This window comes from Candidatus Soleaferrea massiliensis AP7 (assembly GCF_000820765.1).
GTDB classification, from domain to species: Bacteria; Bacillota; Clostridia; order Oscillospirales; family Ruminococcaceae; genus Soleaferrea; species Soleaferrea massiliensis.
The window spans coordinates 21,859-47,481 of the sequence record NZ_CCYH01000016.1; the positions used below are offsets into that span (position 1 = coordinate 21,859).

At 52.8% G+C, this 25,623-nt stretch carries 21 protein-coding genes; 9 read left to right on the forward strand and 12 right to left on the reverse strand.

What is annotated here, in order from left to right; all coding sequences use genetic code 11:
* Nucleotide 1: 1 nt before the first annotated feature.
* Complete coding sequence (locus BN348_RS02940) at nt 2–397, forward strand: Mini-ribonuclease 3 (protein ID WP_040196085.1); 396 nt, start codon at nt 2–4, stop codon at nt 395–397.
* 250 nt (nt 398–647) lie between these two features.
* Here the strand turns inward: BN348_RS02940 and BN348_RS02945 are convergent, their stop codons facing one another.
* A complete protein-coding gene (locus BN348_RS02945; protein WP_040196086.1) occupies nt 648–854 on the reverse strand; it encodes a hypothetical protein in 207 nt (68 codons plus the stop codon).
* A gap of 177 nt (nt 855–1,031) precedes the next feature.
* On the opposite strand from BN348_RS02945, the gene BN348_RS02950 reads away from it, so the two are divergent.
* The 3 genes from BN348_RS02950 to BN348_RS12910 all read left to right on the forward strand — a co-directional run bounded on the left by BN348_RS02950 (nt 1,032) and on the right by BN348_RS12910 (nt 5,529).
* On the forward strand, nt 1,032–2,390 hold the full coding sequence (locus BN348_RS02950) for an RsmB/NOP family class I SAM-dependent RNA methyltransferase (RefSeq protein WP_040196087.1): 1,359 nt from the start codon (nt 1,032–1,034) through the stop codon (nt 2,388–2,390).
* 16 nt (nt 2,391–2,406) lie between these two features.
* Complete coding sequence (locus BN348_RS02955; protein WP_040196198.1) at nt 2,407–2,877, forward strand: glyoxalase/bleomycin resistance/dioxygenase family protein; 471 nt, start codon at nt 2,407–2,409, stop codon at nt 2,875–2,877.
* A gap of 537 nt (nt 2,878–3,414) precedes the next feature.
* Nucleotides 3,415–5,529, forward strand: a complete 2,115-nt coding sequence (locus BN348_RS12910; protein ID WP_197068269.1) for a tetratricopeptide repeat protein — start codon at nt 3,415–3,417, stop codon at nt 5,527–5,529.
* A 77-nt stretch (nt 5,530–5,606) separates the two neighbouring features.
* Here BN348_RS12910 and BN348_RS02965 read toward each other — a convergent pair whose 3' ends face one another.
* The 6 genes from BN348_RS02965 to BN348_RS02990 form a co-directional block, all read right to left on the reverse strand.
* The gene (locus BN348_RS02965; protein ID WP_320408659.1) at nt 5,607–7,700 is read right to left on the reverse strand and encodes a bifunctional 4-hydroxy-3-methylbut-2-enyl diphosphate reductase/30S ribosomal protein S1; all 2,094 of its coding nucleotides are present in this window, start codon (nt 7,698–7,700) and stop codon (nt 5,607–5,609) included.
* Complete coding sequence (locus tag BN348_RS02970; protein WP_052446660.1) at nt 7,697–8,287, reverse strand: lysophospholipid acyltransferase family protein; 591 nt, start codon at nt 8,285–8,287, stop codon at nt 7,697–7,699. Before BN348_RS02970 ends, BN348_RS02965 begins: the two co-directional genes overlap by 4 nt.
* Nucleotides 8,287–8,949, reverse strand: a complete 663-nt coding sequence (gene cmk, locus BN348_RS02975; RefSeq protein WP_040196088.1) for a (d)CMP kinase — start codon at nt 8,947–8,949, stop codon at nt 8,287–8,289. The genes BN348_RS02970 and cmk overlap by 1 nt, the downstream gene beginning before the upstream one ends.
* A 323-nt stretch (nt 8,950–9,272) precedes the next feature.
* Nucleotides 9,273–10,277, reverse strand: a complete 1,005-nt coding sequence (locus BN348_RS02980) for an aldo/keto reductase (RefSeq protein ID WP_040196089.1) — start codon at nt 10,275–10,277, stop codon at nt 9,273–9,275.
* A 106-nt stretch (nt 10,278–10,383) separates the two neighbouring features.
* Nucleotides 10,384–11,625 carry a BaiN/RdsA family NAD(P)/FAD-dependent oxidoreductase gene (locus BN348_RS02985; protein WP_040196090.1) on the reverse strand — a complete coding sequence of 414 codons (1,242 nt, stop codon included), beginning with the start codon at nt 11,623–11,625 and terminating at the stop codon, nt 10,384–10,386.
* Nucleotides 11,612–12,496 carry a MurR/RpiR family transcriptional regulator gene (locus BN348_RS02990; protein WP_040196091.1) on the reverse strand — a complete coding sequence of 295 codons (885 nt, stop codon included), beginning with the start codon at nt 12,494–12,496 and terminating at the stop codon, nt 11,612–11,614. Before BN348_RS02990 ends, BN348_RS02985 begins: the two co-directional genes overlap by 14 nt.
* A 100-nt stretch (nt 12,497–12,596) precedes the next feature.
* Between BN348_RS02990 and BN348_RS13815 the strand changes: the two genes are divergently transcribed.
* The gene (locus tag BN348_RS13815; protein ID WP_156136395.1) at nt 12,597–12,926 is read left to right on the forward strand and encodes a hypothetical protein; all 330 of its coding nucleotides are present in this window, start codon (nt 12,597–12,599) and stop codon (nt 12,924–12,926) included.
* A gap of 200 nt (nt 12,927–13,126) precedes the next feature.
* On the opposite strand, the gene BN348_RS02995 is transcribed toward BN348_RS13815, so the two are convergent.
* Nucleotides 13,127–13,702 carry a dipicolinate synthase subunit B gene (locus BN348_RS02995; RefSeq protein ID WP_278247734.1) on the reverse strand — a complete coding sequence of 192 codons (576 nt, stop codon included), beginning with the start codon at nt 13,700–13,702 and terminating at the stop codon, nt 13,127–13,129.
* Nucleotides 13,695–14,585, reverse strand: coding sequence for a dipicolinate synthase subunit DpsA (gene dpsA, locus BN348_RS03000; protein ID WP_040196092.1), 891 nt, complete (start codon nt 14,583–14,585; stop codon nt 13,695–13,697). Before dpsA ends, BN348_RS02995 begins: the two co-directional genes overlap by 8 nt.
* Before the next feature lie 511 nt (nt 14,586–15,096).
* Here dpsA and BN348_RS03005 point away from each other — a divergent pair.
* Nucleotides 15,097–17,103: a CotH kinase family protein gene (locus BN348_RS03005; protein ID WP_040196093.1), complete on the forward strand. Its 2,007-nt coding sequence runs from the start codon at nt 15,097–15,099 to the stop codon at nt 17,101–17,103.
* A gap of 227 nt (nt 17,104–17,330) precedes the next feature.
* Here the strand turns inward: BN348_RS03005 and BN348_RS03010 are convergent, their stop codons facing one another.
* Entirely contained in the window at nt 17,331–19,406 is a 2,076-nt protein-coding gene (locus BN348_RS03010; protein ID WP_040196096.1) for an elongation factor G, read from the reverse strand.
* Between the two features lie 662 nt (nt 19,407–20,068).
* Nucleotides 20,069–21,325, reverse strand: a complete 1,257-nt coding sequence (locus BN348_RS03015; RefSeq protein WP_040196097.1) for an Ig-like domain-containing protein — start codon at nt 21,323–21,325, stop codon at nt 20,069–20,071.
* 400 nt (nt 21,326–21,725) lie between these two features.
* Between BN348_RS03015 and guaA the strand changes: the two genes are divergently transcribed.
* Complete coding sequence (guaA, locus tag BN348_RS03025; protein WP_040196099.1) at nt 21,726–23,258, forward strand: glutamine-hydrolyzing GMP synthase; 1,533 nt, start codon at nt 21,726–21,728, stop codon at nt 23,256–23,258.
* Between the two features lie 199 nt (nt 23,259–23,457).
* On the opposite strand, the gene BN348_RS03030 is transcribed toward guaA, so the two are convergent.
* Nucleotides 23,458–23,985, reverse strand: coding sequence for a helix-turn-helix domain-containing protein (locus BN348_RS03030; RefSeq protein ID WP_040196202.1), 528 nt, complete (start codon nt 23,983–23,985; stop codon nt 23,458–23,460).
* A gap of 357 nt (nt 23,986–24,342) precedes the next feature.
* Here BN348_RS03030 and BN348_RS03035 point away from each other — a divergent pair, with 357 nt between their 5' ends.
* Both BN348_RS03035 and BN348_RS03040 read left to right on the forward strand, forming a co-directional pair.
* Nucleotides 24,343–24,543 (forward strand): MerR family transcriptional regulator, encoded by a 201-nt coding sequence (locus BN348_RS03035; RefSeq protein WP_040196204.1) that lies wholly within the window; start codon nt 24,343–24,345, stop codon nt 24,541–24,543.
* A 1-nt stretch (nt 24,544) separates the two neighbouring features.
* On the forward strand, nt 24,545–25,621 hold the full coding sequence (locus tag BN348_RS03040) for a site-specific integrase (protein WP_040196100.1): 1,077 nt from the start codon (nt 24,545–24,547) through the stop codon (nt 25,619–25,621).
* The last annotated feature ends 2 nt before the right edge of the window (nt 25,622–25,623 follow it).

The following is a 25,623-nucleotide window of genomic DNA, read 5'->3' on the forward strand; positions in this document are numbered from 1 at the left end:
ATTGAAAAATACCGAAAAGCCGTCGCAGATGAGCCCGCTCACACTGGCGTTCATCGGGGACGCCGTATACGAGCTGCTGGTCCGCGAGCGGATTGTCGGGGATGGAAGCATGCCGGTCGGCAGGCTGCACAGCATGGCGGTTGGAAAGGTCTGCTGTACCTTTCAGGCCAAAGCCTACGAGCTGCTGTCAGAGCGGCTGACAGAAGAGGAATATGCGGTCATGAAGCGCGGCCGGAACGCGAACGGCGCAAAGGTGCCGAAGAATTCCAGCCCCGCCGATTACCGCCGCGCGACCGGTGTGGAAACGCTGTTCGGCTATTTATATATGATGGGACGGCTTGAGCGCATCAATGAATTGTTCGAATTGATCGTGCAGAATATCCCGGAGCTGCTGTGACGGTGTGAAAAAACTCCCGCTTGTTCGATAACGGCGGGGAGCCGGGTTGATGAAGCGGCTCCGGTTATCCTGTATGCCGTGCATGGAAAGAGGGATGACACGGTGACGCGGATCACCGGAAAGAAGCAAACAGGGATTCACAGCAGATCGATTCAGAGGGCTAAACAAAGCAGCTTTAAAAAAAGCCGGTTTGGATATGGGAATTTCCATATCCAAACCGGCTGCTGTCCCCATGTGGAACAAATGCTGATTAATAGTTGCTGTTCTCGTTCTGCGAGTTCTGGTTGTTGCTGTTGCTGTAGTTGCTCTGGTTGTTCTTGTTGCTCGAGTTCTGGTTGTTGTTGCTGTAGTTGCTCTGGTTGTTCTTGTTGCTCGAATTCTGGTTGTTGTTGCTGTTGCTGTAGTTGCTCTGGTTGTTTTTGTTGCTCGAGTTCTGGTTCTGTTTGTTCTTAGCCATAATAAAAAACCTTCCTTTACTGTACAAGTCCGTTTGTTTGATACAATCATCATGCCGGTGACGAAAAGCTTTGCTTTTCACCGGGCATTTATAGTATTTGCAGACGGCTTGTTGTTATACCACTGGAAAGATTTTTGCATGGATTCACGCCATGGACAAAAGAAGGATGTGAATGCCTTGAGAGAATATCCCGCGGAATTTTTAAGCCGGATGCAGGCGCTGCTGAAAGAGGATTTCCCACGGTTTATACAGACCATGGACGAAGAGCCGTTTCGTGCGCTGCGGGTCAACACGTTGAAGTGTGATGTGGAAAAATTTTCAAAATTATCGCCGTTCGCTCTGCGTCCAACGCCGTTTTGTAAAGAGAGCTTTTATCTGGAGCCCGGGGCTTCGGATGTTGGACGGCATCCGTACCATCATGCCGGCGCCTATTATGTGCAGGAACCGTCCGCCTCGTCGGCGGCCGGGCTGCTCGAAGTACAGCCCGGCCAGAAGGTATTGGATTTGTGCGCGGCGCCGGGCGGGAAGTCCACGCAGCTTGCGGCGAAGCTGCAAAGAACCGGCCTTCTCTGGTCAAACGAGCTGGTCGCAGGCCGCGCGAAGATTCTGCTGTCCAACATCGAGCGGATGGGCATCCCGAACGCCGTCGTTTCCTCCATGCATCCGGATAAGCTGTGCGAGAGACTGCCGGGCTTTTTTGACAGGGTGCTGGTGGATGCGCCGTGCTCCGGCGAAGGCATGTTCCGCAAGGAGCCGGCCGCCATCGAAAACTGGAACGCTGAGAACGTCGGCATGTGCGCGGTGCGGCAGGGGAAGATCCTTGACAGCGCAGCCATGGCGCTGAGAGCGGGCGGGCTGATGGTCTATTCAACCTGCACCTTCTCGCTCGAAGAGAATGAGCAGACGATTGACAGCTTTTTAAAGAGTCATCCGTCGTTCGAGCTGGTCAACATCGATGCGGCGTTCGGCCGTCCGTCCGATGCATCCTGGATGGATTCCAAGCAGGATTTGTCCAGAATGCGGCGTATCTTTCCATCGGACGGCGGCGAGGGGCACTTTATGGCCAAGCTGCGCCGCAAGGATGGTGAGGAAGCGGGCTGTGCGCCGTATATCCTGCCAAAGCTTCAGGATGAGACGCTTGTGCTGGAATTCCTGCGGGACAACTTCCCGGAGATGGATACTGCAAGGATGGTAAACCTGTCCGGGATGGTTTACAGCCTTCCCGAAATGCTGCCCAACCTGTCCGGCATGAACATTCTGCGGGCGGGTATGCTCTGCGGGCGCATCAAGCCCGGACGGTTTGAGCCTGCGCATCACCTGTACACCGCATCGACGAAGGAACAGGCGCGGCAGGTGCTGGATCTGCATGCAGACGATCCAGATATCCGGCGGTATCTGCATGGCGAGGTGCTGAAGGCTCCCTTGCAGAAGGGCTACGCCATGGTCTGCGTGGATGGCATGAGCCTTGGATTCGGCAAGGTGAGCGGCGGTGTGATGAAAAACCATTATCCAAAGGGCCTGAGAATCCTTGGATAGAAAGGAGCATAAGATGATAAACTTTCAGTTGGCACTGCTTGCAGTGCGGGATGTCGAGGTATCCAAAAAGTTTTACCAGGACCTGTTCGATCAGGAGGTAGAGCTGGATTTAGGCAGAAATGTGACCTTCAGCGGCGGATTTGCCGTCCAGCAGGATTTCGAATGGCTGACCGGCATTGAGCAGGGAACGGCCGTTCAGCGTTCCCACAACATGGAGCTGTACTTTGAGGTGGATGATTTCGATGCCTTTATGCAAAGGCTGGAAGCTTATGGCGGCGTCGGGTATGTGCATCCGCCCAAAACGTACGAGTGGAAGCAGCGGGTGGTGCGCATCTATGATCCGGATTTCCACATCATCGAAATCGGGGAATCGATGGGGGTGATTGCGCGGCGGTATCTCGGACAGGGGCTTTCTGTGGAGGAGGTTTCCGCGCTGATTCAGCATCCGCCCGAATTTGTGCAGGCAGCTGCCCGGGGAGATGTCTAAGACGGATGCGGTTGATGCAATCGGCTCAATCAGCATGAAAAAGCTATCGATCAGGATAGGAAGAAGGGCCGGCACGGATGTGCCGGCCCTTTTGTTGTAAGCGAAAACCCCCGGCAATGCCGGGGGTTCCGAAAAAGCTTTAGCGGTGAGTAGAAAAAGTAGAGACTTAAAATAGGCAAAGCGAGAGCAATTATGCAAAATAAAAACGGCTATAGCAAAAGTATACGTTAGGGAGGTGTGACAGAGGCTAACATTAGGACGTGAACCGCGCTAACTAATATAAAAAGTCTGCCCGTCTGCAATTGTCTACCGGATATGAACCTTTGCGAGCGTCGTTCGTAATATGCGTCTTGAGACGCTGCCAGTATCATAGGGCTTTGCCCACATATGTAGAACCACCAGCTTAGCTGGTGGGTTCCTATTGACGTCAGGTTATCAACCGATGGGCGGCTCATGTGGTATAAGGAAATACCATTGACAAGGATTGTCAGGAATGATAAGATAAAGTGGAAACGGCGCGAAGCGGGGGAGTATGTCATGACAGAAAAAACAGAAGATATCCAACAGGTTTCTCTGAAAAGCCTGCTGCATACATTCAAGACCAGCGGCGACCGGTACTGCTTTATATTGGGATCCGGCGCATCGGTGGAATCGGGAATCCCAACCGGTCAGCAGCTTGCAAAAAAGTGGTATCAGGAGCTGCAGGAAAGATATACCGAGCAGGAGATCGCTCAATGGCAGGAAAAAATCGGTTTTACTGGCGGAAGTAAGGCGGCATACAGCAAGCACTACTTTGACATCTATCAGTTCCGGTTCCAAAACAGCAAGAGAGAGGGAAACCGGGCACTGATCGAAAGTATGGAGGACGCACATCCGAGCAGCGGATACTACCCACTGACAAGGCTGATGTCTGAAACCCGGCACAATCTGGTCATCACCACGAACTTTGACAGCATGACCGAGGATGCCCTGTTTATCTACACCGGCAAAAAGCCGATGCTGGTGGGCCATGAGGCGTTGGCACAATATCTGGAACCGACGATCAACCGCCCCACCGTTTTAAAAATTCATCACGACCTCTTTTTGGATCCGCAGAACACCAGAGAACAGATTGAGCAGGAACTGTGCGGCGAGTGGCGGGAAGCTTTGATACAGGCATTCAGATTCTTTACGCCGATTGTCATCGGCTATGCGGGCGGCGACCACACCTTAATGGGTCTGTTAAGGGATCCGTCTGTCTCTATCGAAAACATCTTTTGGTGTTACCGGGATGCCGATGAGTTGACCGAGAATGAAGACATCCGATCGATTGTGAAGCAGAGAGACGGAAAGTTTGTTCAAATCAGAGGTTTTGACGACATGATGTTCCGTCTTGGCATGCTGTATGAATATGAAAATCCCGGTGAGCGCCTTCGTAACGAAGCAGAGAACCGTTGTAACATGTATAATGCTCAAATTGCAGAATTTGAGCAGGAATTGAACGAGCGAATTGAATTAGATAAAGATGATCTTGACGCTCACAGTTCCAAGGCATATATTCTTTTACAGGATGGTAAGTACGAAGAAGCCGTTCAGGCTTATACGGAGATTATTGAGCAGAATCCTAATTATGTAGTGGCTTATTTTTATCGAGGAAATGCTTATTGCAATATTGAACAGCATAACAAAGCGATAGAAGATTACAGCAAAGCGATAGCATTGGATCCGCAAAATGCAGTCGCATTTAATAATCGAGGAAATGCTTATTGCAATATTGAACAGCATAACAAAGCGATCGAGGATTACAGCAAAGCGATAGCATTGGATCCGCAAAATGCAGTCGCATTTAATAATCGAGGAAATGCTTATTGCAATATTGAACAGCATAACAAAGCGATAGAAGATTACAGCAAAGCGATAGCATTGGATCCGCAATATGTAGCCGCATTTAATAATCGAGGAGTTGCCTATCGCAATATTGAACAATATGACAAAGCGGTCGAGGATTACAGTAAAGCGATAGAATTGGATCCGCAAAATGCAGCCGCATTTTATAATCGAGGAATTGCTTATGATGAAATGAAACAGTATAATAAAGCGGTCGAGAATTACAGCAAAGCGATTACATTGGATCCGCAAAATGCAGTCGCATATTATAACCGAGGAAATATCTATTGCAATATTGAACAGTATAACAAAGCGATCGAGGATTACAACAAGGCGATAGAATTGGATCCGCAAAATGCAGCCGTATTTAATAATCGAGGAAATGCTTATTGCAATATTGAGCAATATGACAAAGCAATAGAGGATTACAGCAAAGCGATAGCATTGGATCCGCAAGATGCAGCCGTATTTAATAATCGAGGAGTTGCTTATTGCAATATTGAGCAATATGACAAAGCAATAGAGGATTACAGCAAAGCGATAGCATTGGATCCGCAAGATGCAGCCGTATTTAATAATCGAGGAGTTGCCTATTGCAATATTGAGCAATATGACAAAGCGATTGAGGATTACAGCAAAGCAATCGAACTTGATCCACAAAATGCAGGCGCATTTTATAATCGTGGAGTTACCTATAAAAAAATAGGGAAACGCAAAAAAGCTAAAATGGACTTTGCTATGGCGAAAAAGCTTGAGCAACAAGATATAACTTACAAACAGAATTAAAAGAAGCCGTACAGTCTCACAAATGTGAAACTGTACGGCTTTTCGATATCTGTTTCCAGATTCTCCTTTAAAAGGGATTATTCCTCGCCCGGAACCTCTTCGATGGCAACAGCGTCTTCTTCAATGGCGTCCTGCGCCGCTTCCTGATCAGAGACGTCCTCTGCCTGCTGTTCCTCCATCTCCTTGTCCTCGATCAGCGCTTTGATCGACAGGCTGATGCGCTTCTTCTCAAGATCGATGTCGGTGATCTTGACCTCAACCTTTTCACCGATGGACAGGACATCCTTCGGCTGGTTGATCCGCTCGGTGGAAATCTGGGAGATGTGGATGAGTCCGTCAACGCCCGGCAGGATTTCAGCGAACGCGCCGAAGCTGGTGAGGGAGACGATCTTCGCCACGACGACGGAACCAACCGCATAGTCGCGTTTGAAGATTTCCCACGGATTGTCTTCGCTCTTCTTGTAGCCCAGCGAGATCTTTTTCTTCTCGGCGTCGATGCCCTTGACATACACCTCAACGGTGTCGCCGACATTGATCACCTCAGACGGATGCTTGATGCGGTTCCAGGACAGCTCGGAGATGTGGATCATGCCGTCCACGCCGCCGAGATCGACAAACGCGCCATAGGAGGTCAAAGATTTCACGGTGCCGGTGTAGACTTTGCCTTCTTCGACTTCTTCCCAGAATTTATCTTCCAGTACTTTTCTCTCTTCCTTGATGACCTGACGGATGGAACCGATTGCTCTTCTGCGGTTTTCATTGACCTCAAGGATCTTGAAGCGCACATTCTGCTTGAGCAGTCCTTCCAGCGGTTCAGACTTGGAAGCGGTGGCCTGGGATGCGGGGATAAAGATCCGCACGCCGTTTGTGACAGCAATAACGCCGCCCTTTACGACATCGACGACGACGCCTTCCAGAATTTCGCCGGTTTCAGCGGCTTTCATGACCTGTTCAAATCCTTCGATAGCGTCAACGCGTTTTTTCGAGAGCACCAGGATGCCTTCGACATCATTGACTCTCAAAACGATCAAATCCAGTTTGTCACCGACTTTTACGAGATCTTCGATTTTAGCGTTCGGATCCGCTGTCAACTCGGACAGTGGAACGTATCCGGCGTGTTTCGTGCCGATATCAATCTGCACTTCGGTTGGTGTGAGGCCAACTACTTCGCCGACAACCCTTTCTCCCGTATATGTACTTTTGAAAGATTTTTCCAGCTCTTTCTCAAAGTTAAAGTCTTCATCGAGATTTTTCAGATTTTCACTCATGTTTATTTGTACCTCCTTAATTATACAAGCCGGAGTGGAAGCCCCGGCAGTAAGACCAATTGACCGGACATTGTCGAAATCAATCTGTGTCAGTTCATCCGCCGTCTCGATCAAAACTGTCCGGCAGTTTTTTTCGCAGACTTCTTTTAATTTCGCCGTGTTCGAGCTGTGACGGCCGCCCACAACGATCATCAGATCGGATGTGAGCGATAGGCGGATCGCTTCGTTTTGACGTTTGGTTGTAGCACTACATATTGTATCAAAAATTGTGAGGTTTGTACATAGTTTTTTTGCAAAATCCGAACATTTTTCCCATTCCAGTGTGTTAAATGTTGTTTGGGAGACCATACACACATTTTTTTGTGCAATTTGTCGTTCGGAGTTCAGCAATTTTTCCAGTTCATCCTGATTTTTGAAGACGTGATATTCCCCTTTGCAGTGTCCGGCAATGCCGATGACCTCAGGATGGTTGCGGTCGCCGGCAATGAAGATGGTATCTCCCATAGCCGAACGCTCTTCAACAATGCGGTGGATCTTGGAGACAAACGGGCAGGTCGCATCGGCGGATTCGATTCCTCGTTTCTGCAGCTGGTCATAGATATCCCGGCCGACGCCGTGTGAACGGATGACGACCACGCTGCCCTCAGGCGCGTCTTCGACCTTTTCGATGATGTGTACGCCCTTGCTGGTCAGATCCTTGACCAGCTGCTGATTGTGGATGATCGGACCAAGCGTACAGACCTGCTTTCCCTGTTCCACGAGCTTGTAGACAAGATCTACAGCACGGTTGACGCCGAAGCAGAAGCCGGCGGTTTTTGCGGTGGTGATGTTCAGAAGAATCCCTCCCAGACGATTTGTATGGATATTGGAAGTCCGGCGCATCGGTCCGGCGGGAGCCGTCACATGTGCAGCAGGCCGAGCATCGTTTCTGTCAGCAGCTTGTTGGCCTGCCGAAGCTGTTTCGGGGAGGCCTCTGTCAGGCCGAGCTTCTCATGCGATATCATATCGCCGTACCGGATCACGACCCGGGTGCGGAACCGAAGCTTGCCCTGGAAGTTGACGGTGACCGGCAGGATATCCGCGCCGGTCTGCGCGGCGACCACCAGCGCGCCGGAACGCAGCCGCAGCAGCTCGCCGGTTTTCGAGCGGGTGCCCTCCGGAAAGATGGCAAACACCTTTTTGTCACGGATGACCGCTTCCGCCTTCTCAATCGCTTCGCCGCCGTCCTTGCCCTTTTCGACGGGGAAGGCGCCGAGCTTGGAGATCAGTGCGCCGAAAAATCTGTTGCGGAACAGCTCCTTTTTCGCCATAAAGTGCAGCCGCTGCCTGAGCCGGATGCCCACAAACACGGGATCGAGATAGCTGCGGTGGTTCGAACAGAGCACATACCCGCCGTCCGCCGGAATGTTCTCCAGCCCTTCAAAGGTGATATGGTACGCAACCTTGCAGAATCCGCGGGTCACGCCGCGTGCAAATTCATAAAAGCCCATTACAATCGTTCCTTCACTATCTTGGTCAATATTTCAATGGATTCCTCCAGATTGTTTTCGGTCGTATCGACCAGCAGCGCGTCGTCCGCCTGCCTGAGCGGCGCGATGTCCCGGTGCATGTCGTTGTAATCGCGCTGCTTCATCTCCTCCAGCACATCTTCATACCGGACCGATTCATCCTTTTCTGCAAGCTCTTTGTATCTGCGGCGCGCACGTTCCTCAACCGATGCGGTCAGGAAGATTTTGATATCCGCGTCGGGCAGGACTACGGTGCCGATGTCGCGGCCGTCCATGATGACATTCTGGGTCTTCGCCAGATTCCGCTGCAGGTCAAACAGGAATTCGCGGACCTTTGGAATCGCTGAGACATTTGAAGCATACATCGAAAGCTGCGGTGTACGGATCTTTTCGCTGACATCCTCGCCGTTCAGATAGACCTTCTGAACGCCGTTTTCATATTTGAGTTCGATCTTGATGCCGTCCAGCAGCGGCACAACCTGTTCGGGATCCTTGGGATCCTTTCCGTTGAGCTGGACGAAATAGCCAATCGAGCGGTAGAGCGCGCCGGTATCGACATAGATAAAGCCGATATTTTTGGCGACGCCCTTTGCAATGGTGCTTTTTCCGGCGCCTGCCGGTCCGTCAATGGCAATGGATTTCATGTGGATTCCTCCTCTGTATCTGAAATAGGCGCTGCTGCGTTAATATGTGAAAAAGCTCTGAAGAGGCGCTTGTTTCATAGGATATCGGTCTTCAGGGCGTTTCTCTCCGCCTAGGGGGGAAGGAACGCGCTGCAACCTGTGTTTTCATGTTAACTTGACAAAGCCTTGAAATATGCGGAGATTGACGCTGTTCTGCACAGAACAGCCGTTTTACGGCATCTTTTACTGTGAAAACAAAAAGCTGCCGCTGCTGAATTCGTAGATGAAGTCATGCGGCGGTTTGTTCCGGATATCGAAAGATTCAGGAAGACGCATCTGGATGATCAGGACAAGCTGATCTCATCGATGGCCTGCAGCTCCTCGTCTGTGAAATCGAGATGGCCGATGATGGCGAGGTTGTCGAGAATCTGCTGCGCTTTCGACGCGCCGATCAGCACGCTGGTGATCTCCTCGTCGCGCATCACCCAGGAAAGCGCCATCTGTGCGAGCGTCTGTCCGCGGCTTTCGGCAATCTCGTGGAGCATGCGGATCTGCTTCATGCGCGTATCGGTCAGCTGTTCAGGCTTCAGGAAGCCGCCGCCCTTGCTGCCTTTTGCGATCCGGCTGTCCGCAGGGATCCCGTTCAGATACCGGTCGGTCAGCAGCCCCTGCGCGAGCGGGCTGAACGCAATGATGCCGCAGCCGTTTTCCGCCGCAAAATGCTTGAGCCCGTCAAACTCAATATGCCGGTCGAAGATCGAATAACGGCTCTGGTTGATGACGAACGGGCAGCGAAGCTCCTTGAGAATCTTCATCGCCTGTGCGGTGTGCTCCCGGTCGTAGTTCGAGATGCCGGCATACAGCGCCTTGCCGCTCTTGACCGCGGTGTCCAGCGCCATCATGCTTTCTTCCAGCGGCGTATTCGGGTCCATGCGGTGGTGGTAGAAGATGTCCACATACGGAATACCCATACGCTTAAGACTCTGGTCCAGGCTGGACAGCAGGTATTTACGGCTGCCGCCGTCTCCGTATGGGCCGTCCCACATGATGTATCCGGCCTTGGTGCTGATGATCAGCTCGTCGCGGTAGGGCTTTAAGTCCCCGGCCAGAATCCGGCCGAAGTTCTCCTCCGCGCTGCCGCGCTCGGGCCCGTAGTTGTTGGCGAGGTCGAAGTGCGTGATGCCATGGTCAAAGGCCGTCAGGCACAGTTTCCTCATATTGCCGAAGTTTTCATAGGTGCCGAAGTTGTGCCACATTCCCAGAGATACCAGCGGCAGCTTGAGGCCGCTGTTCCCGCTGCGGCGGTAGAGCATGGTTTGGTAACGCCGGTCGTCCGCGGTGTACGGCATCACAATCCCTCCTTTAATCCTGATATAATTTATATTGATTTATGCTGAGAACGTTTGAAACCGCTCCGGTTTATTGAAACGATGAATCCGCCCGATGGCGGGCAGGTCAGTCCTGCAGCACCGATTCCCCGGCCAGAAAGCCGGTGGAGAACGCAATCTGCAGGTTGTAGCCGCCAGTATAGGCGTCCACATCCAGCACCTCGCCGGCGAAAAAAAGCCCGGGCGTCAACTTGGATTCCATCGTTTTGGGATTCACCTCGGAAACCTTGACGCCGCCGCTCGTGACGATTGCCTCCTCGATGGGGCGCAGCGCCGCGGGCGTCAGCGGGAAGTGCTTGATCAGGGACACAAGCGCCCTGCGCTGTTCCCGCGTGACCTGATGCACCTTGGTTTCAGCATCGATTCCACTTTCCTTCACTATAACCGGAATCGCCTTGCGGGGCAATAAATCCGACAAAGAATTCATAAAATCTTTATTCTTGTATTTCTCGAAATCCCGCAGCAGACGCGCGTCCAGCTTCTCTTCATCGAGCGCGGGCTTGAAGTCCACCGTGATGCGGTAGTCGGCGATGCGTCCCGCGTCCATATGGGAGCTTGCGCTGAGGATCAGCGGCCCGGAAACGCCGAAATGCGTAAAGAGCATCTCGCCAAGCTCCTCGTAGACGGGCTTCTTCTTTTTGGGGTCGACGACCCGCACCGTCACGTTTTTCAAGGAAAGCCCCTGCATCTTCCTGCAGTAATCCTCCTTAGTCACGATCGGGACCAGGGAGGGCTGTGCCGGGATCAGCGTATGCCCAGCCTGCGCGGCAAAACGATAGCCGTCGCCGGTCGAGCCGGTCAGGGGATAAGAGACGCCGCCGGTCGCGATGATAACCGATTTTGCGGCAATTCTGCGGCCGTCCGCAAGGATGACGCCGCAAAGATCACCATCCTCAAGCCAGAGCTCTTTTACCGTTTCCGTCCGTGTCAGAACGCCCTGCCGGCGCGTCCAGGAAGACAGCTTCTCCACCACGTCCGACGCCCTGTCCGAAACCGGGAAGACCCGGCGGCCGCGTTCGACCTTCAGGGGCAGCGGCAGGGCTTCGAAGAAGTCCATCACGTCCTTCGGCGAAAAGCGGGAAAGCGCGCTGTACAGGAAGCGGCTGTTGGTACGGACGCTGCGTAGAAATTCCTCCACATCGCAGTCGTTGGTCAGGTTGCAGCGCCCCTTGCCGGTGATCAGCAGCTTTTTGCCGGCCAAGCGGTTCTTCTCCAGCAGCAGCGTGGAAAGCTTTCTGGAGGCGGCGCGCCCGGCTGCGAGCATGCCGGCGGCGCCTGCGCCGACGACGATGACGTCAAATGATTCCATCCGATTGATTCCCCTCTATCTTTTCATATACGTCGTAGTCTTCCCAGATCTGTTCCAGTTTTGCGAAGGATTCGGAAATCTCCTCGCGTTTGGACAGGCCGACCGCCACGATCAGCGCGTTGATCAGGCTGAGCGGGGCCGCCAGCGAGTCGACGAAGGAGACCATATCACTTCTTGCGAGCAGCACGCTGTCCGCCTTCTCCACGAGCGGGGAGGTGCGGCTGTCGGTGACCGCGACGACCTTCGCCTTTTTCCTGGAGGCATACTGCGTCGCCTGCACGGTGCGCCGCGAATAGCGCGGAAAGCTGATGGCGACCAGCACGTCGTTTTCATCAATGCGCAGAATCTGTTCGAACATCTCGCTGACGCTCGAGGTGCTGACCAGCCGCACATCCCGTAGAATCAGGTTGCAGTAGAAGCTCATAAACTGCGCGAGCGCGGCGGCCGAACGCACGCCGATGATGTAGACCTTCCTGGCCCGCGTGATCGCCTCGACGGCGCTGTCAAAGTCGGCGGCCGAGGTTTCCTCCAGCGTGCGGCGGATCTTCTCGATATCGAGGTTCAGCACCTTCTGCAGCACGTCCTCGTTTCCAATCTGTTCATTGGTGATCTCCATGCGCTGCACGGCGGTCAGCTTGTTCTGAATCAGCTCCTGCAAAGCGCGCTGCAGCTGCGGGTAGCCCTCGAAGCCGACTTCCGAAGCGAAGCGCACAACGGTGGATTCGCTGACGCCGACCGCCTCCCCGAGCTTGGCCGCGGTCATGAAGGCCGCCTTGTCATAATGGTCCACGATGTATCTGCCAATCAGCTTCTGTCCCTTCGAAAAGCCGTTCATCTGGCTTTCTATATATGCAAGCAAATCTCTTGCCATGCCGTTTTATTCCCTCCGTTATTCCTGCGGTTCCGCCGCCGGGTGCCGTGCGGTCCCGCCATTCTGCTTATATATATCCCTCTGCCGGGGTCTGATCCTATTGTATAAAAAAATCGGTGAAAATGCAAGTCATATTTCTAAAACTTGCATTTTCACCATGATAAATATATATGAAGAAAAAGGAGAGAAGACAATTTACGGAATAACCGTCTACTATGATAGATTATCCGTCAAAAAAGTGGAATTACAAAAGAGACGATCGGCCGCTGTAATCGGCTATCCATCAAAAAGTGGAATTCCAGAAGATACAATTGGCCGCTGTAAACAGTTATCTATCAAAAAAGTGGAATTCCAAGAGAGTCAAACGGCTGTTGTGACCTGCTATCCATCAAAGAAGTGGAATTACAAAAGAAACAACCGGTTGCTGTGATTGATTATTCATCAAAAAATGGAATCCCAAAGGAGTCAACCAGCCGGTGTGACCAATTATCTGTGAAGAAAGGGAATTACTAAAAAGACAACCGGCCGCGTCTGCCGGATGTCCGTGAAAAAATAACAGCACCGGCCGCGTGCCGGAGGACTGTTCAAAAGCTTTCAGTTGGATGGACTGCCGGAGCAGCTGTAAAGATGTCAGCAGTAAACTGGCTGCAGCTGCGCGCCCTGCAGGGCGGATTCGACGGCCGGCAGAATCTGCGTGAAGTCAGCGACGACCGAAGCGGGCTTTTTGATGGGATCGTCCTGGCACATCGGAACGAAATAGACGTTGCGCGCGTTCATCAGCTGTCCGATGTTGCGCGCTGAATTTGAAAGCGCGTCGTTGGTCGACACCGCGATCAGCAGCGGGCGCAGGTTGCGCAGATGCGCCTTTGCAGCCATCGTGACCGCCGTATCGTTGATGCCGTTTGCCATCTTGCCCAGCGTGCTGCCGGTACAGGGGGCGATCAGCATCAGATCGAAGAGCTTTTTCGGGCCGATCGGCTCCGCGTCCACGATCGTGTTGATGATGTTATGGCCGCAGATCGATTCGATCCGCTCCACGAAGTCGGCCGCTTTGCCGAAACGGGTATCGGTTGTGCTGCTGTATTCGGACATAACCGGCATCACATCATAGCCGGCGTCGACCAGCACCTGCATCTGCGGGATGACCTTGGAGAAGGTGCAGAAGGAGCCGCACATGGCAAAACCGAGTTTGATCTTATCACTCAATGATCAGTTCACCTCTTTCCTCGATGACGTTCATAATGGTGTCTTTGATGATCTCGCCCGAGGTGATCGGAGCGGTTTTGCCCGGCAGGGACAATGCCCAGATTGTCTTGATGCTCAGGTTCTTTGCCTTTTCAAAATCCACGCCGCCCGGTTTGGACGCGAGGTCGATGACCAGGCACTCGCGCTTGAGCCTGGAGAGGATGTATTCATCCAGGATCATGGCCGGGACGGTGTTGAAGAGGATATCAAATTTATGGGCGTGATGCTTGAGCTGAGAGATGTGGATGGCTTCACAGCCGAAGACCTTGATCCAGGCAAGGTCGCCGTATTTCCGGGCCGCGACCGTGATGTTCGCGCCAAGCCCCGAAAGGATCTTGACCAGCGCCTTGGAAATCCTGCCGTATCCGGTGATCAGGCAGTTGGAGCCGTAGATGGTGGTCGGAAGCTCCTGCATCGCGATGCCGACGGCGCCCTCGGCCGTCGGGACCGCGTTCATAACGGCGAACTCCTCGCGTTTCAGGTAATCGAAGTATTCAATGCCGCGGACCTGGCAGAAATCTTCCATCTGCGGAGTCAGCCCGCCCGAAAACAGCAGGCTTTTCGGCTGGATGTGTTCGAAGATTTCCTTTATGTACACCTTCCGGTCTGACAGCGGCGTGTTGATGGTCAGGTTGTCGAGCGTGGACAGCAGCGGCAGCACGACGATCTCGCTGTCCGCAATCGCGGGGGAGATGTCATTCGTTCGGATGACGCGGTCCGACATATCGATGTCCCGGTCAAAGAACATTCCGTATACATGGTATCCTTCGCTTGCCAGTGAGGAGGCAAGGCTGGCCTGCCGCAGGTCACCGCCCACCACGGCAAAGCTTCTGATTGTTTTCATTAGCACCATTCCTCTTTCCGAAATCTTTACCGCTCTCCCGGCGACGATGTCTGCGGGTGCGTTCTTTATGAAATGACTGGTTTTCATGCCTCTATATCCTATGAATCTCGGATAATTCTCGTTCATGCCCGCAGTCCCAAACAGAATGGCGCTTTTATTGGATTGCATGTGTATTTTGAAGATATCGGCGGGCGTTTCCGCTGCTTTTGCGCGGCATGGGGGAGAATCGGGGAAATGCATCATTTTTTTCATCCGGAAGACCATATGCGCCAAGTTTGCATGGAAGAACACACGAATCGTTCAAAATGGATTCACATGTATATGCTTCATTTAATCTATAGCCATAAAATATAATATGTTCACATTTATACAACAAATAATCATATAAATTGCGAACGAAAAGCCGTATAATGAGAACAGTCAGATGTAAAAAGGCCCTAGTCCAATTCGAAGATAAGCGGCAGCGGACAAAGCGGGCCTCAAAATGAAAAAGATATAAGAGGAGAAGGCTATGAAAAAGCAGATCAAAAAAGCGCTCAGCATCTGCCTGGCAACGGCGATGTGCGTGTCCATGTTCTCGATCTCCGCGCTGGCGGCTGACAACGACGGCGCGGGCCTGCCGGCAATATCGGCATCCAATACCGGGGACGGCGTGACATTTGAAAAGGGCGCTGTCAATCTCAGGCTGGACAGGGAGGAGACTTTGAAGGTTCAGCTGACCGGATCGGTATCCGCCGGGGACCTTGTGTTCTCCAGCGGCGATGAAGCGGTCGTCACGGTGGACCAGAGCGGCAAGCTGACCCCGAAGAAGATTGGAAAGGCGGCCGTCACGGTGCAGTCGCAGAAGGATGCGTCGGTCAAAGCCGAATGCGAGGTCACCGTCAGCAACGGCCTGCCGATGCTGTTTGTCAATCTCGACGACGGCAGGCAGATCGGGGAAATTCAGAAGGGCGACGGCCTGGATGCGACCATTCGCATTGAAGCGGGCGGCCTGTACGACAAGGACGTCAACCTTGAGGAAACCCCGATGGTGATTGCGGGACGCGGCAACTCCACCTGGGGCGCGCCGAAGAAACCGTATAAGTTCGAATTTGATTCCAAAACCAAGGTGCTCGATTACAAGAAGGCGAAGAAATGGGTGCTGCTTGCCAACTATTATGACGTCTCCCAGATGCGCAACTACATGGTCATGTATGCGGCGCAGTACTTCACCAACGTCGGCTTCGCGCCGCGCGGCACCTTTGTGGACCTGTTTGTCAACGGAAAATACAATGGCACCTACCTGCTGTGCGAGCAGGTGGAGATCGCCGAAAACCGCGTGGACATCGACAAGCCGGACCCAAGCGTTGTGGACGGCAGCTATCTCTTCGAGATCGATGAATACGGCGACACCGATGAGCGGTATTTCTATCCGGGCTTCATGACCTATTCAAACAACTACTGGGCCCAGAACCTGAATTCCAAGGTCAACATCAAAAAGCCGAAGGTCAAGGATATCACCGAAGAGCAGTTCGAGTTTGCGCGGGATTATGTGACCAGGGCTTCCCAGGCTGTCAAGGACGGCAACTATGAGGAATACATCGATGTGGATTCGCTGATCGACTGGTATCTTCTGCAGGAATTCATGAAAAATAAGGATTCCGACTTTTACAAGAGCTGTTATATGTACAAGAGCGCCGGCAGCAAGCTGTTCATGGGCCCGATTTGGGATTTCGACCTGACCGGTGCAAACGGCAGGTTCGGACACTGGCTGCCGTGGAATGTGGATTCCCCGGAAGAATTCTGTATGCAGGAGTCCAGCTGGATGCGCACATTGTTCAGCTATGAGAAATTCGAACAGCAGGTGAAGGACCGCTGGGCCGAGCTGCGGGATAACGGAACCATCAGCAAATTCATCGAGGCGATCGATGCGGCGAACGAAACGCTCAGCTACGCGATCTATCAGGACGACAGGCTTTGGCACACCATCGGCACCGACCCGATGTATGGAGATGCCTCCAAGACCTTCCCGACCTACGCGTTGGAGGTGGCGTTCCTGCGCGATTGGCATGAGAAGAGAATCGCATGGCTGGATGAGGCGTTCGGTTACGACCCGAACAAGGACGACGGTATCATCGGCAGCGACACGTTGCCCATCGACCGCGGAAACGGACTGATTGCGGGCATCGACAACGGAACCACCGTGAACCAGCTGCTTGAGAAGATTTCAGCCCCGGGCGGCGAGGTTAAGGTCCTGCAGGCGGACGGTTCCGTATACACCGGCAAACGGCTGGGAACCGGCATGAAGCTGCAGTCCATGCTGAACGGCGCGGTGGCGGATGAACTCACGATTGTAGTCAAAGCGGACATGACCGGCGACGGCATCGTCAACATCTTCGACCTGCTGCAGGTCAAGCTGGCGATTCTGAACGGAGCTCAGCTGGAACCCGCATACTTTGCGGCGGCGAGCCTGTCCGGCAAGCCGACAATCAACTTGACGGACCTTCTTCTGATGAAGATGGTCATTCTGGGCAAATAACCGTGTTCTGTTACATCCATAAAAGATAAAGAAGAATGTATGTCGATAGGGAAGGGCGCATCCGAAAAACTCGGATACGCCCTTTTCATCTGTAATGGTTCAAACTGCAACCATTTAAGGGGATGGTATAGTCCTGCCGATGGCAACGGGATTTTCTGCATGGAGCAAAAGAAAAACGGGATGGCGAAGATTGTCCGCCATCCCGTTTTTATAATATGGATGATTATTTATTCTTCCGCTGCAAGCGCCTTCGCCTTCTCAATGACCTCCGCCTCCAGCTGTCCCGGAAGCTGCTCATACCGGGTGAATGCAAAGGTGAAACTGCCGCTGCCCTGCGTCATCGAGCGCAGAAGCGTGGTGAAATCGTGCATCTCACCCATAGGGACTTCGGCTTCGATTTCGGTTTGGCCTTCGCTTGCCGGGTTCATACCCAGCACGCGGCCGCGGCGTTTGTTGAGCTCTCCCATGATATCGCCGGTGTAGCTGTCCGAAGCCAGCACCTTCAGATTGCCGATCGGCTCAAGAAGCACCGGGGAAGCCTGCGGCAGTCCGGCCTTATAAGCCAGAGACGCCGCCGTTTTAAAGGACATTTCGGACGAGTCGACCGGATGGTAGGAACCGTCCACCAGCGTCGCCTTCAGGCCGACGACCGGATATCCGGCAAGAACGCCTTTTTTAATGGAATCGCGCAGGCCCTTTTCAACCGCCGGGAAGAAGCCTTTCGGGACGCTTCCGCCGAAGACCTTCTCTTCAAAGACCAGATCTTCGCTGTCGCAGGGTTCAAATTCAATCCAGACATGGCCGAACTGGCCGTGTCCGCCGGACTGTTTCTTGTGCTTGCCTTCCACCTTGACCTTCTTGCGGATGGTTTCGCGGTATGGAATGCGCGGTTCGTCCAGCTGGACCTCCACGCCGAATTTCGCTTTGAGCTTTGAAGTGACAACATCCAGATGCTGTTCCCCAAGTCCGGAAAGGATCTGCTGATGGGTTTCCGGATTCTGTTCAAAGAGGATGGTCGGATCCTCTTCCTGCAGTCTATGTAATCCCTGTGCAATCTTGCCTTCATCGCCTTTGGCCTTCGGCTTGATTGCCATCGAAAGGGTTGGTTTCGGGAAGTTGGTTTCCGCGAATTGAACGAGACGGCCCGGGTCACAGTAGCTGTCGCCCGTGCAGGCGCCCGTCAGCTTGGTCACAACGCCGATATCGCCGGCAGAGATCTGTTTGACCTCCTCCTGCTTTTTGCCCTTGACGATCATCAGCTTGCCAAGGCGTTCCGGCTGTTCGGTGCGGACGTTGACCGGTGTCATGTCGGCGGTCATCTTTCCGGCGACCACCTTGAAGTAGGACATCTTGCCGACGAACGGGTCGGCTACGGTTTTGAAGACGTAAGAGGCAAACGGCGCTTTTGCATCGCATGGAATCTCGATTGCATCGCCATTCTTGTCGGTCGCAACCTCGGCCGGCATCTCCTCGGCGGATGGGAACATCTTCGCGACACAGTAGAGCAGCAGGTCTCCGCCCTGCATGTTGACCGAAGAGCCGCAGAATACCGGGTAAAGGCTTCCGCCCTTGACGCCGTCATGCACGCCGTGGATCAGCTCATCCTCGGTAAAGCTCTCGCCGGAGAAGAATTTGTCCATCAACGCATCGTCAGTTTCGGCGACCGCTTCGTTGATGGCGTTGCAGATTTCTTCATATTGACCGCCCATATCCGGCATATCGATGGTGGAGGTATTGCCTGTTTTGTCGTAGGCGAACGCCTTGTTGTTGATGACATCGACGTATGCCTTCACGCTGCCGTCCTCGACATGCGGGACAACCACCGGGCAGACGCCTGCGCCGAATTTTTCACGCAGCTGATCAAGCACTTTATAGAAGTCGGCGTTCTCCGTATCCATTTTGGAAATGTAGAATGCGACGGACTTGTGGTTTTCGACAGCGGCCTTATAGGCCTTTTCGGTGCCCACATGAATGCCGGAACGCGCGGACACGACAATGACGACGGTATCCGCAGCACGGATGCCCTCATACAGGCCTCCTGCAAAGTCGAACAGTCCCGGGGTATCGATGATATTGATTTTGGTATTCATATATTCTAACGGGGCAATGGCAGTGCTGACAGAGATTTTTCTCTTGATCTCCTCCGGGTCAAAGTCACAAACGGTGTTTCCGTCCGAGATCTTTCCGAGCCTGTCCGTCGCTTTTGCCCGGAACAGCAGTGCTTCGGCCAAAGATGTTTTGCCGGAGCCGCCATGCCCCGCCAGCGCTATATTTTTGATTTTATCCGGAGTATATTCTTTCAAAGTATACCTCCCCTTTCTAATATTAGATGCGATATTGTGGTGATATCTGCAGAATTGCCACAATGCAGCCAGGACCGCCGCCGTGGTGAGGAGCCGGATGATAGGCGCATCCGGTCTGTCATGTAAAAAGGGCCTGTCCCGACAATTGTTGCAATTTACACAAAAATATCTGGATTTTAAAGGATATTCGACCGGAGTGATAACAGAAAAATCCAATTATCCGGTCTGCAGTTTCATCACTCAAGCACTATTATATATAATTTCTACGAATTATTCAATATAGATAGAACAAAAATAGTGATTTTTGTTGTAAAAAATATTCGCTGCGTTTTTGTGCACAATCACTAAAAAGAGGGATGCGCAACCTGTTGGAAACGCACAGAAACATGTTTGCAGGTCAGTCTTGATGGAAAGCGGCTATGGTTTTCCCGTTTTGGCCGGTTTCAAAATTCTGCCGCAGAAGTGATACCAGTGTTTTTCCAGTTTGCTGATCTCCTCTATACAGAGAGCGGCAGCTCCTATACATCTGAGTATAGGAGCTGCCGCTCAAGCCAAGAAACTGTTATTAACGCTGAAAGGTATAAAGTGCTTCTTTTAATAAAATCATCGGATTTCATAATCCGCCAATCTTAATACATCCATCATCATAGCACCTGAATCGTTCAGCGCACCTTGTCGTGGTACTTTTTGAGCTGCCAGAGCAGGTCCGCTGAAAAGTCGCGGGTAAGCGCGGCATTCGGTCTCGCAAGATTGTCCGGCAGATCGATCATGCGGTAGGCGCACAGGTCGATGTAGGACTGCAGCGCCCATTCCGGGATATCCCCGGTGTCGTCGTAGTTGAGGTTGTATCCGCTGACCTTCTTGATGGCCGCGGCGCGGTTCGTCAATACAACGGCTTCAGCGCGCGTGATGACCTCGTCCGCGGCAAAGCTCGATTCGGTGATGATGCCCTCTTCAACCGCTTTTTTAACATACGGCTTTAAATAGGGGGCGATCTCCCCATCGTTGGCAAGGCCGGTGTTCACACAGGCGGGCAGGTTCTTTTCCCGTCCGGTCACGCCCAGCAGCATCAGGACATATTCATAGCGTTTGACCTGGTCGGCCGGACGGAAAAGCCGGATGGAACCGATCTGCTCCCCCTGAACAAGTCCGTGCTCCAGCAGCTTGGACGCCGCGTATGCATAGGTGTTGTCGGACATATCCGCGTAAGTGCAGGTTTTGTTCTGCTCCTCGATGTCGATCTGCATGACCGCCTCTTCGGAGTCGTTGCCCGCGGCGTCCACGGCATAGAATTGGAAGGTGTCCTTGCCGCTCATGCCATAGAACGGCGTGTAGGTAAAGCTGAGCCCGTCAAATTTGATTTCGCCCTTCTGTGGTTTCTGGGAAAGCCGGATCTGCAGGGCGTCATTCTCGGCATCGAAGGCCGATACGCGTCCGCGCAGCGCGGTGGCGGAAAGCGTGCTGAACGAGGCGTTCTCAACGCGCGGAGGGGTGTTCACACCGGTTGACACCAGCATGCTGATGGTCGCGCGCACATTCTCGCTGATCTTGGGGATGAAGGAGAACGTGCAGTTGCCGGCGTCCCCGGTCGATACGAAAGTCAGCTCGTCGATGTCGCCGCGCGAAAGCTGCTCGTAGTTCTGAACCTTCCGGTCGCGGCAGTACAGCACGCCGTCCTTCTCGTCCGGCAGCGCGGTGATCGTGATGCCCTGCAGCTCGCCGGCCGGGAGCTGCAGCTTTTTCTCCATATCCTCGGCGGAAAAGGCATAGGTTTTACCCTGCTGAAAGCTGACCGCCGCGGTGCGCTGCGTCTGCGGGACGGCCGCCGGAACGGAAAACAGGTCCCATGCGCCGACGCTGGTCGCAAGCAGGATGGACAGTACCAGTGTCAAAACGCCAACGCGATATCTGTGTTTCATAGGAAGATACCTCCATAAAAGTAATCGGACTGTTATAAAAAATTGAGCCGCAAAACGGCACGGGCGAATATGCTGAAGCCTGAACGCATACAGGAAAACGGAATACAGGCCGGCAGTCTCCAACTCACCCATTTTTTCAATCAAATGAAAAAACGGCTGAACGATGTCAGACGTATGCTATATGGTCCGAGCTTTCCGCATCTGCCCTGTGCTAATTGCGCATCATAAGATGATCCTGCCTATATTTTCTGCATGCGAAACGCAAACATACCCGGTTTTTCTCAGAAAAGACAGAAAAATCGATCGAATCCGAAAATTCATGTTTCAAGGCTTGTTTTTTTACAGGAAAAACCGCATAATAGTATCCGAAGAAAATTAGTAAGGGAAGGTAGAAAGATAGATGAAGCATCAGAATGTTTTGGTTTTGGATTTTGGCGGACAATACAACCAGCTGATTGCACGGCGTGTCAGGGAATGCGGCGTGTACTGCGAAGTGCATCCGTATAACATGCCTGTCGGGGAGATCAAAAAGATGAACCCGATCGGCATCATCTTTACCGGCGGACCGAACAGCATCTATGCGGAGAATTCCCCGTCCTGTGATCCGCGGGTATTCGAGCTGGGCATTCCGGTGCTTGGCATCTGCTACGGCATCCAGTGTATGGCGCATGCGCTCGGCGGAACCGTACAGTCGGCCCGTGCGCGCGAATATGGAAAGACCAATACGGTTTACAATACAGACAGCGCACTGTTCTCCGGCCTGCCAAAAGAGGGCGTGTCCTGGATGAGCCATACCGATTACATCGAGACGCTTCCAGCAGGCTTTGAAGCGGTCGCGCACACAAACGAGTGTCCGACGGCCGCCATGCAGCACGTAGAGCGGATGCTCTACGGTGTACAGTTCCATCCGGAGGTCATGCACACCAAAAACGGCATGCAGATGCTGCACAACTTCCTTTATAAAATATGCGGCGCGAAGGGCGATTGGTCGATGCAGGACTACAAGCAGACCGCGATCCAGGACGTCCGCAAAACGGTAGGAGATGGCAGGGTGCTCCTCGCGCTCTCGGGCGGCGTGGACAGCTCGGTCGCGGCCGAGCTGCTTTCCCAGGCGGTCGGCAGCCAGCTCACCTGCATCTTTGTGGATCACGGCCTGCTGCGCAAGAACGAGGGCGACGAGGTCGAACAGGTCTTCGCGAACAGCGGCATCCATTTTGTGCGCGTGGACGCGAAGGAACGTTTTTTGCAGAGACTTCGCGGCGTATCCGACCCGGAAACCAAGCGCAAGATCATCGGCGAGGAGTTCATCCGCGTGTTCGAGGAGGAGGCCAAAAAGATCGGAACCGTCGATTTCCTCGCGCAGGGCACCATCTATCCGGATGTCATCGAGTCCGGCGCGGGCGACGCGGCGGTCATCAAGAGCCATCACAACGTCGGCGGACTGCCGGATTATGTCGATTTCAAGGAGATCATCGAGCCGCTCAGACTGCTGTTCAAGGATGAGGTGCGAAAGCTCGGCGAGGAGCTTGGACTGCCGGATTATCTGGTCTGGAGACAGCCGTTCCCGGGTCCGGGTCTGGCCATCCGCGTCATCGGCGATATCACCGAGGAGAAGCTTGAAACGCTGCAGGATGCGGACGCCATCTTCCGCGAGGAGATCGCGAACGCAAAGCTCGACCGGGACATCCATCAGTACTTTGCAGTGCTGACCTCGATGCGTTCGGTCGGCGTCATGGGCGACGGACGCACCTATGACTACACATTGGCCCTGCGCGGCGTCACCACCAATGATTTTATGACCGCGGACTGGGCGAAGATCCCGTATGAGGTGCTGGAAAAGGCCAGCAGCCGCATCGTCAACGAGGTGAAGAACATCAACCGCATCGTGTATGATATCACGAGCAAGCCGCCGGCTACGATCGAGTGGGAATAAGAAACGCAGCCCGCAAAGCCGCATAAACAGGCGCTTTGTGGAGGCGAACCCCGCCGTTTGATAGCAGATTGATAGCAGCCGCCATTTTACCGCTTACTTTTTTCACTCCCGTGTGACAAGCGGTTTACAGGTGAATATCCTTATCCATGAAAAAAGGTCTTGCCGACTTTCGCAGTTGGCAAGACCTTTTTTGCTATTTTCAGGGTTTTGATTGCTTCTTGAAATCTTCTATCAGCATATCGCTCAATCCTTGTGAAAGCACCCTTGCCCGCCGTTGCGTGGTATCAAATTCGGGATACCTGTACCGCCACTGGTCGTATTCCTCTTTGGTTATCTCCCCCGCTTCCAGCTTCGCGGCCTGCTGCCGCCAAGCGTCGAGCATCTTAAACATTTCCTCATAGGTGCGTCCTTTGGCCTTATCCAGCCGGATACAGAGTTCCCCGTCAATCTCCCCTATTTTCAGCCCGCGTAAATCTTCCAGCGCAAATAATGTGTGCATCAGGCCGACGTTGCTGTCGATGTCGGGAATGTCAAGAGCCTGCGGCGACACGTCCAGCGTTTGAGCAAGGGCGGCGGTCAGGTCGGCCTTTGGCGTTCGGGTGCCGGATTCGTACTGCGCCATGCGCACGTCGGCGGTCTTTTCTGGAAAGCCCACCGCACTGCCAAGATATTTCTGCGTCATGCCCCGCAGGTTTCTAAAAAAATGAATCCGTTCGCCAATTGCCATTATCGCCACTCCCATTCTACATTTCCTGTCGAATATAGTATAGCATATCTGTTTAAGTATAGTCAAGAGAAAACTAAGCAAAAAAGTTAAGAAATTCTCTTGCAAACCCCTTGACTTAAACTTTAATGTTTAGTATAATGGAATTAAGCAAATATGCTTAGAGAACCTTGAAAATTGAATGACCGTCCGAATGGGATACCCTGCCGGGGAAGTAGCGCCAAGATGCCGAAAGGCGAAGCGTACCAAGGCAGAGAGAACGCCGCAATATTTGGGGCAGGAACGACAATCGGAGGAAGCGGCAAACTCCAATCAAGCCCAAAGAGGGTAATTTAACAAAAAATGGAGGAGATAACACAAATGGCTGGAAAAATGTTTATGCGCGTGGAAGAAGTGGCTGAGGAGCTAGGCGTTTCCGTGGCCTATGCCTACAAGCTGATTCGCTCCATGAATGAGGAATTGAAGAAAACGGGCTGCATCACCATTTCAGGCCGGATTGACCGGAAATTCTTCTATGAAAAATTCTATGGCACACGGGGCCAAAGCGAAAGGAGTTGCTAACATGGCGGCTTTCAAAAATAAGGACAACGGCATATGGTATGTCCAGTTTCGTTATACCGACTGGAAAGGAGAACGGCAGCAGAAGTTGAAGCGCGGTTTCCCCACCAAGCGGGACGCGCTGGCGTGGGAACGGGAATTTCTGATGCAGAAGCAGGCCGACATCAATATGACGTTTGAAAACTTCGTCCAGCTCTACGAACGGGACATGAAGCCCAAATTGAAGCTGAACACATGGCTGACGAAAGAGAGCATCATTCAGAAGAAAATCCTGCCCTACTTCAAAAGTCGGAAGCTGTCGGAAATCTCCGCCAAGGACATTATGGACTGGCAGAACGAGATGCGGGAACTTTCCGACGAAAGCGGTAAATCCTACTCCCCGACCTATCTGAAAACCATACATAACCAGTTGAGCGCCATTTTCAACCACGCGATCCGCTACTACGGCCTGCAAATCAATCCAGCGGCAAAGGCCGGAAACATGGGCGTGGAGGAACGGCGGGAGATGTTGTTCTGGACAAAGGACGAATATCTGAAATTTGCCGACGCCATGATGGATAAGCCCTTGTCCTATTATGCGTTTGAAATGCTCTACTGGTGCGGTATCCGTGAGGGGGAACTGCTTGCCCTGACCGCCGCCGACTTTGATTTCCAGGCGGAAATGGTTTCCATTAACAAATCGTATCAACGCTTGAAAGGGCAGGACGTGATTACCACGCCCAAGACCAAAAAGAGCAACCGCGTTATTAAAATGCCTGAATTTCTCTGTGAGGAAATGCAGGACTATTTGAAGATGTTTTACAGCGCCGGGACAGATGAACGTATCTTCCCCATCAGCAAGCACTATCTGAAACACGAGATGGAACGAGGCTGCAAGGCAACCGGCGTCAAGAAAATCAGAATCCACGACCTCAGACATTCGCACATCTCATTGTTGATTGATATGGGATTCACGGCGCTGGCGATTGCCGACCGGGTGGGTCATGAAAACATCGACATTACTTACCGATACGCCCATCTGTTCCCCACGCGGCAAACAGAGATGGCGGACAAACTGAATACAGAACGGAAAGGGGCTTAACT

Bases quoted from the DNA above. Each gene is read 5' to 3' on its own strand.
- cmk (WP_040196088.1), bottom strand. From the start codon at position 8,949: ATGAAATCCATTGCCATTGACGGACCGGCAGGCGCCGGAAAAAGCACC.
- BN348_RS02990 (WP_040196091.1), bottom strand. From the start codon at position 12,496: ATGGCAAGAGATTTGCTTGCATATATAGAAAGCCAGATGAACGGCTTT.
- BN348_RS03040 (WP_040196100.1), top strand. From the start codon at position 24,545: ATGGCGGCTTTCAAAAATAAGGACAACGGCATATGGTATGTCCAGTTT.
- BN348_RS12910 (WP_197068269.1), top strand. From the start codon at position 3,415: ATGACAGAAAAAACAGAAGATATCCAACAGGTTTCTCTGAAAAGCCTG.
- BN348_RS03015 (WP_040196097.1), bottom strand. From the start codon at position 21,325: ATGAAACACAGATATCGCGTTGGCGTTTTGACACTGGTACTGTCCATC.
- BN348_RS02945 (WP_040196086.1), bottom strand. From the start codon at position 854: ATGGCTAAGAACAAACAGAACCAGAACTCGAGCAACAAAAACAACCAG.
- BN348_RS03005 (WP_040196093.1), top strand. From the start codon at position 15,097: ATGAAAAAGCAGATCAAAAAAGCGCTCAGCATCTGCCTGGCAACGGCG.
- BN348_RS03035 (WP_040196204.1), top strand. From the start codon at position 24,343: ATGGCTGGAAAAATGTTTATGCGCGTGGAAGAAGTGGCTGAGGAGCTA.
- BN348_RS02980 (WP_040196089.1), bottom strand. From the start codon at position 10,277: ATGCCGTACACCGCGGACGACCGGCGTTACCAAACCATGCTCTACCGC.
- BN348_RS02985 (WP_040196090.1), bottom strand. From the start codon at position 11,625: ATGGAATCATTTGACGTCATCGTCGTCGGCGCAGGCGCCGCCGGCATG.
- guaA (WP_040196099.1), top strand. From the start codon at position 21,726: ATGAAGCATCAGAATGTTTTGGTTTTGGATTTTGGCGGACAATACAAC.
- dpsA (WP_040196092.1), bottom strand. From the start codon at position 14,585: ATGAAAACAATCAGAAGCTTTGCCGTGGTGGGCGGTGACCTGCGGCAG.
- BN348_RS02970 (WP_052446660.1), bottom strand. From the start codon at position 8,287: ATGGGCTTTTATGAATTTGCACGCGGCGTGACCCGCGGATTCTGCAAG.
- BN348_RS03030 (WP_040196202.1), bottom strand. From the start codon at position 23,985: ATGGCAATTGGCGAACGGATTCATTTTTTTAGAAACCTGCGGGGCATG.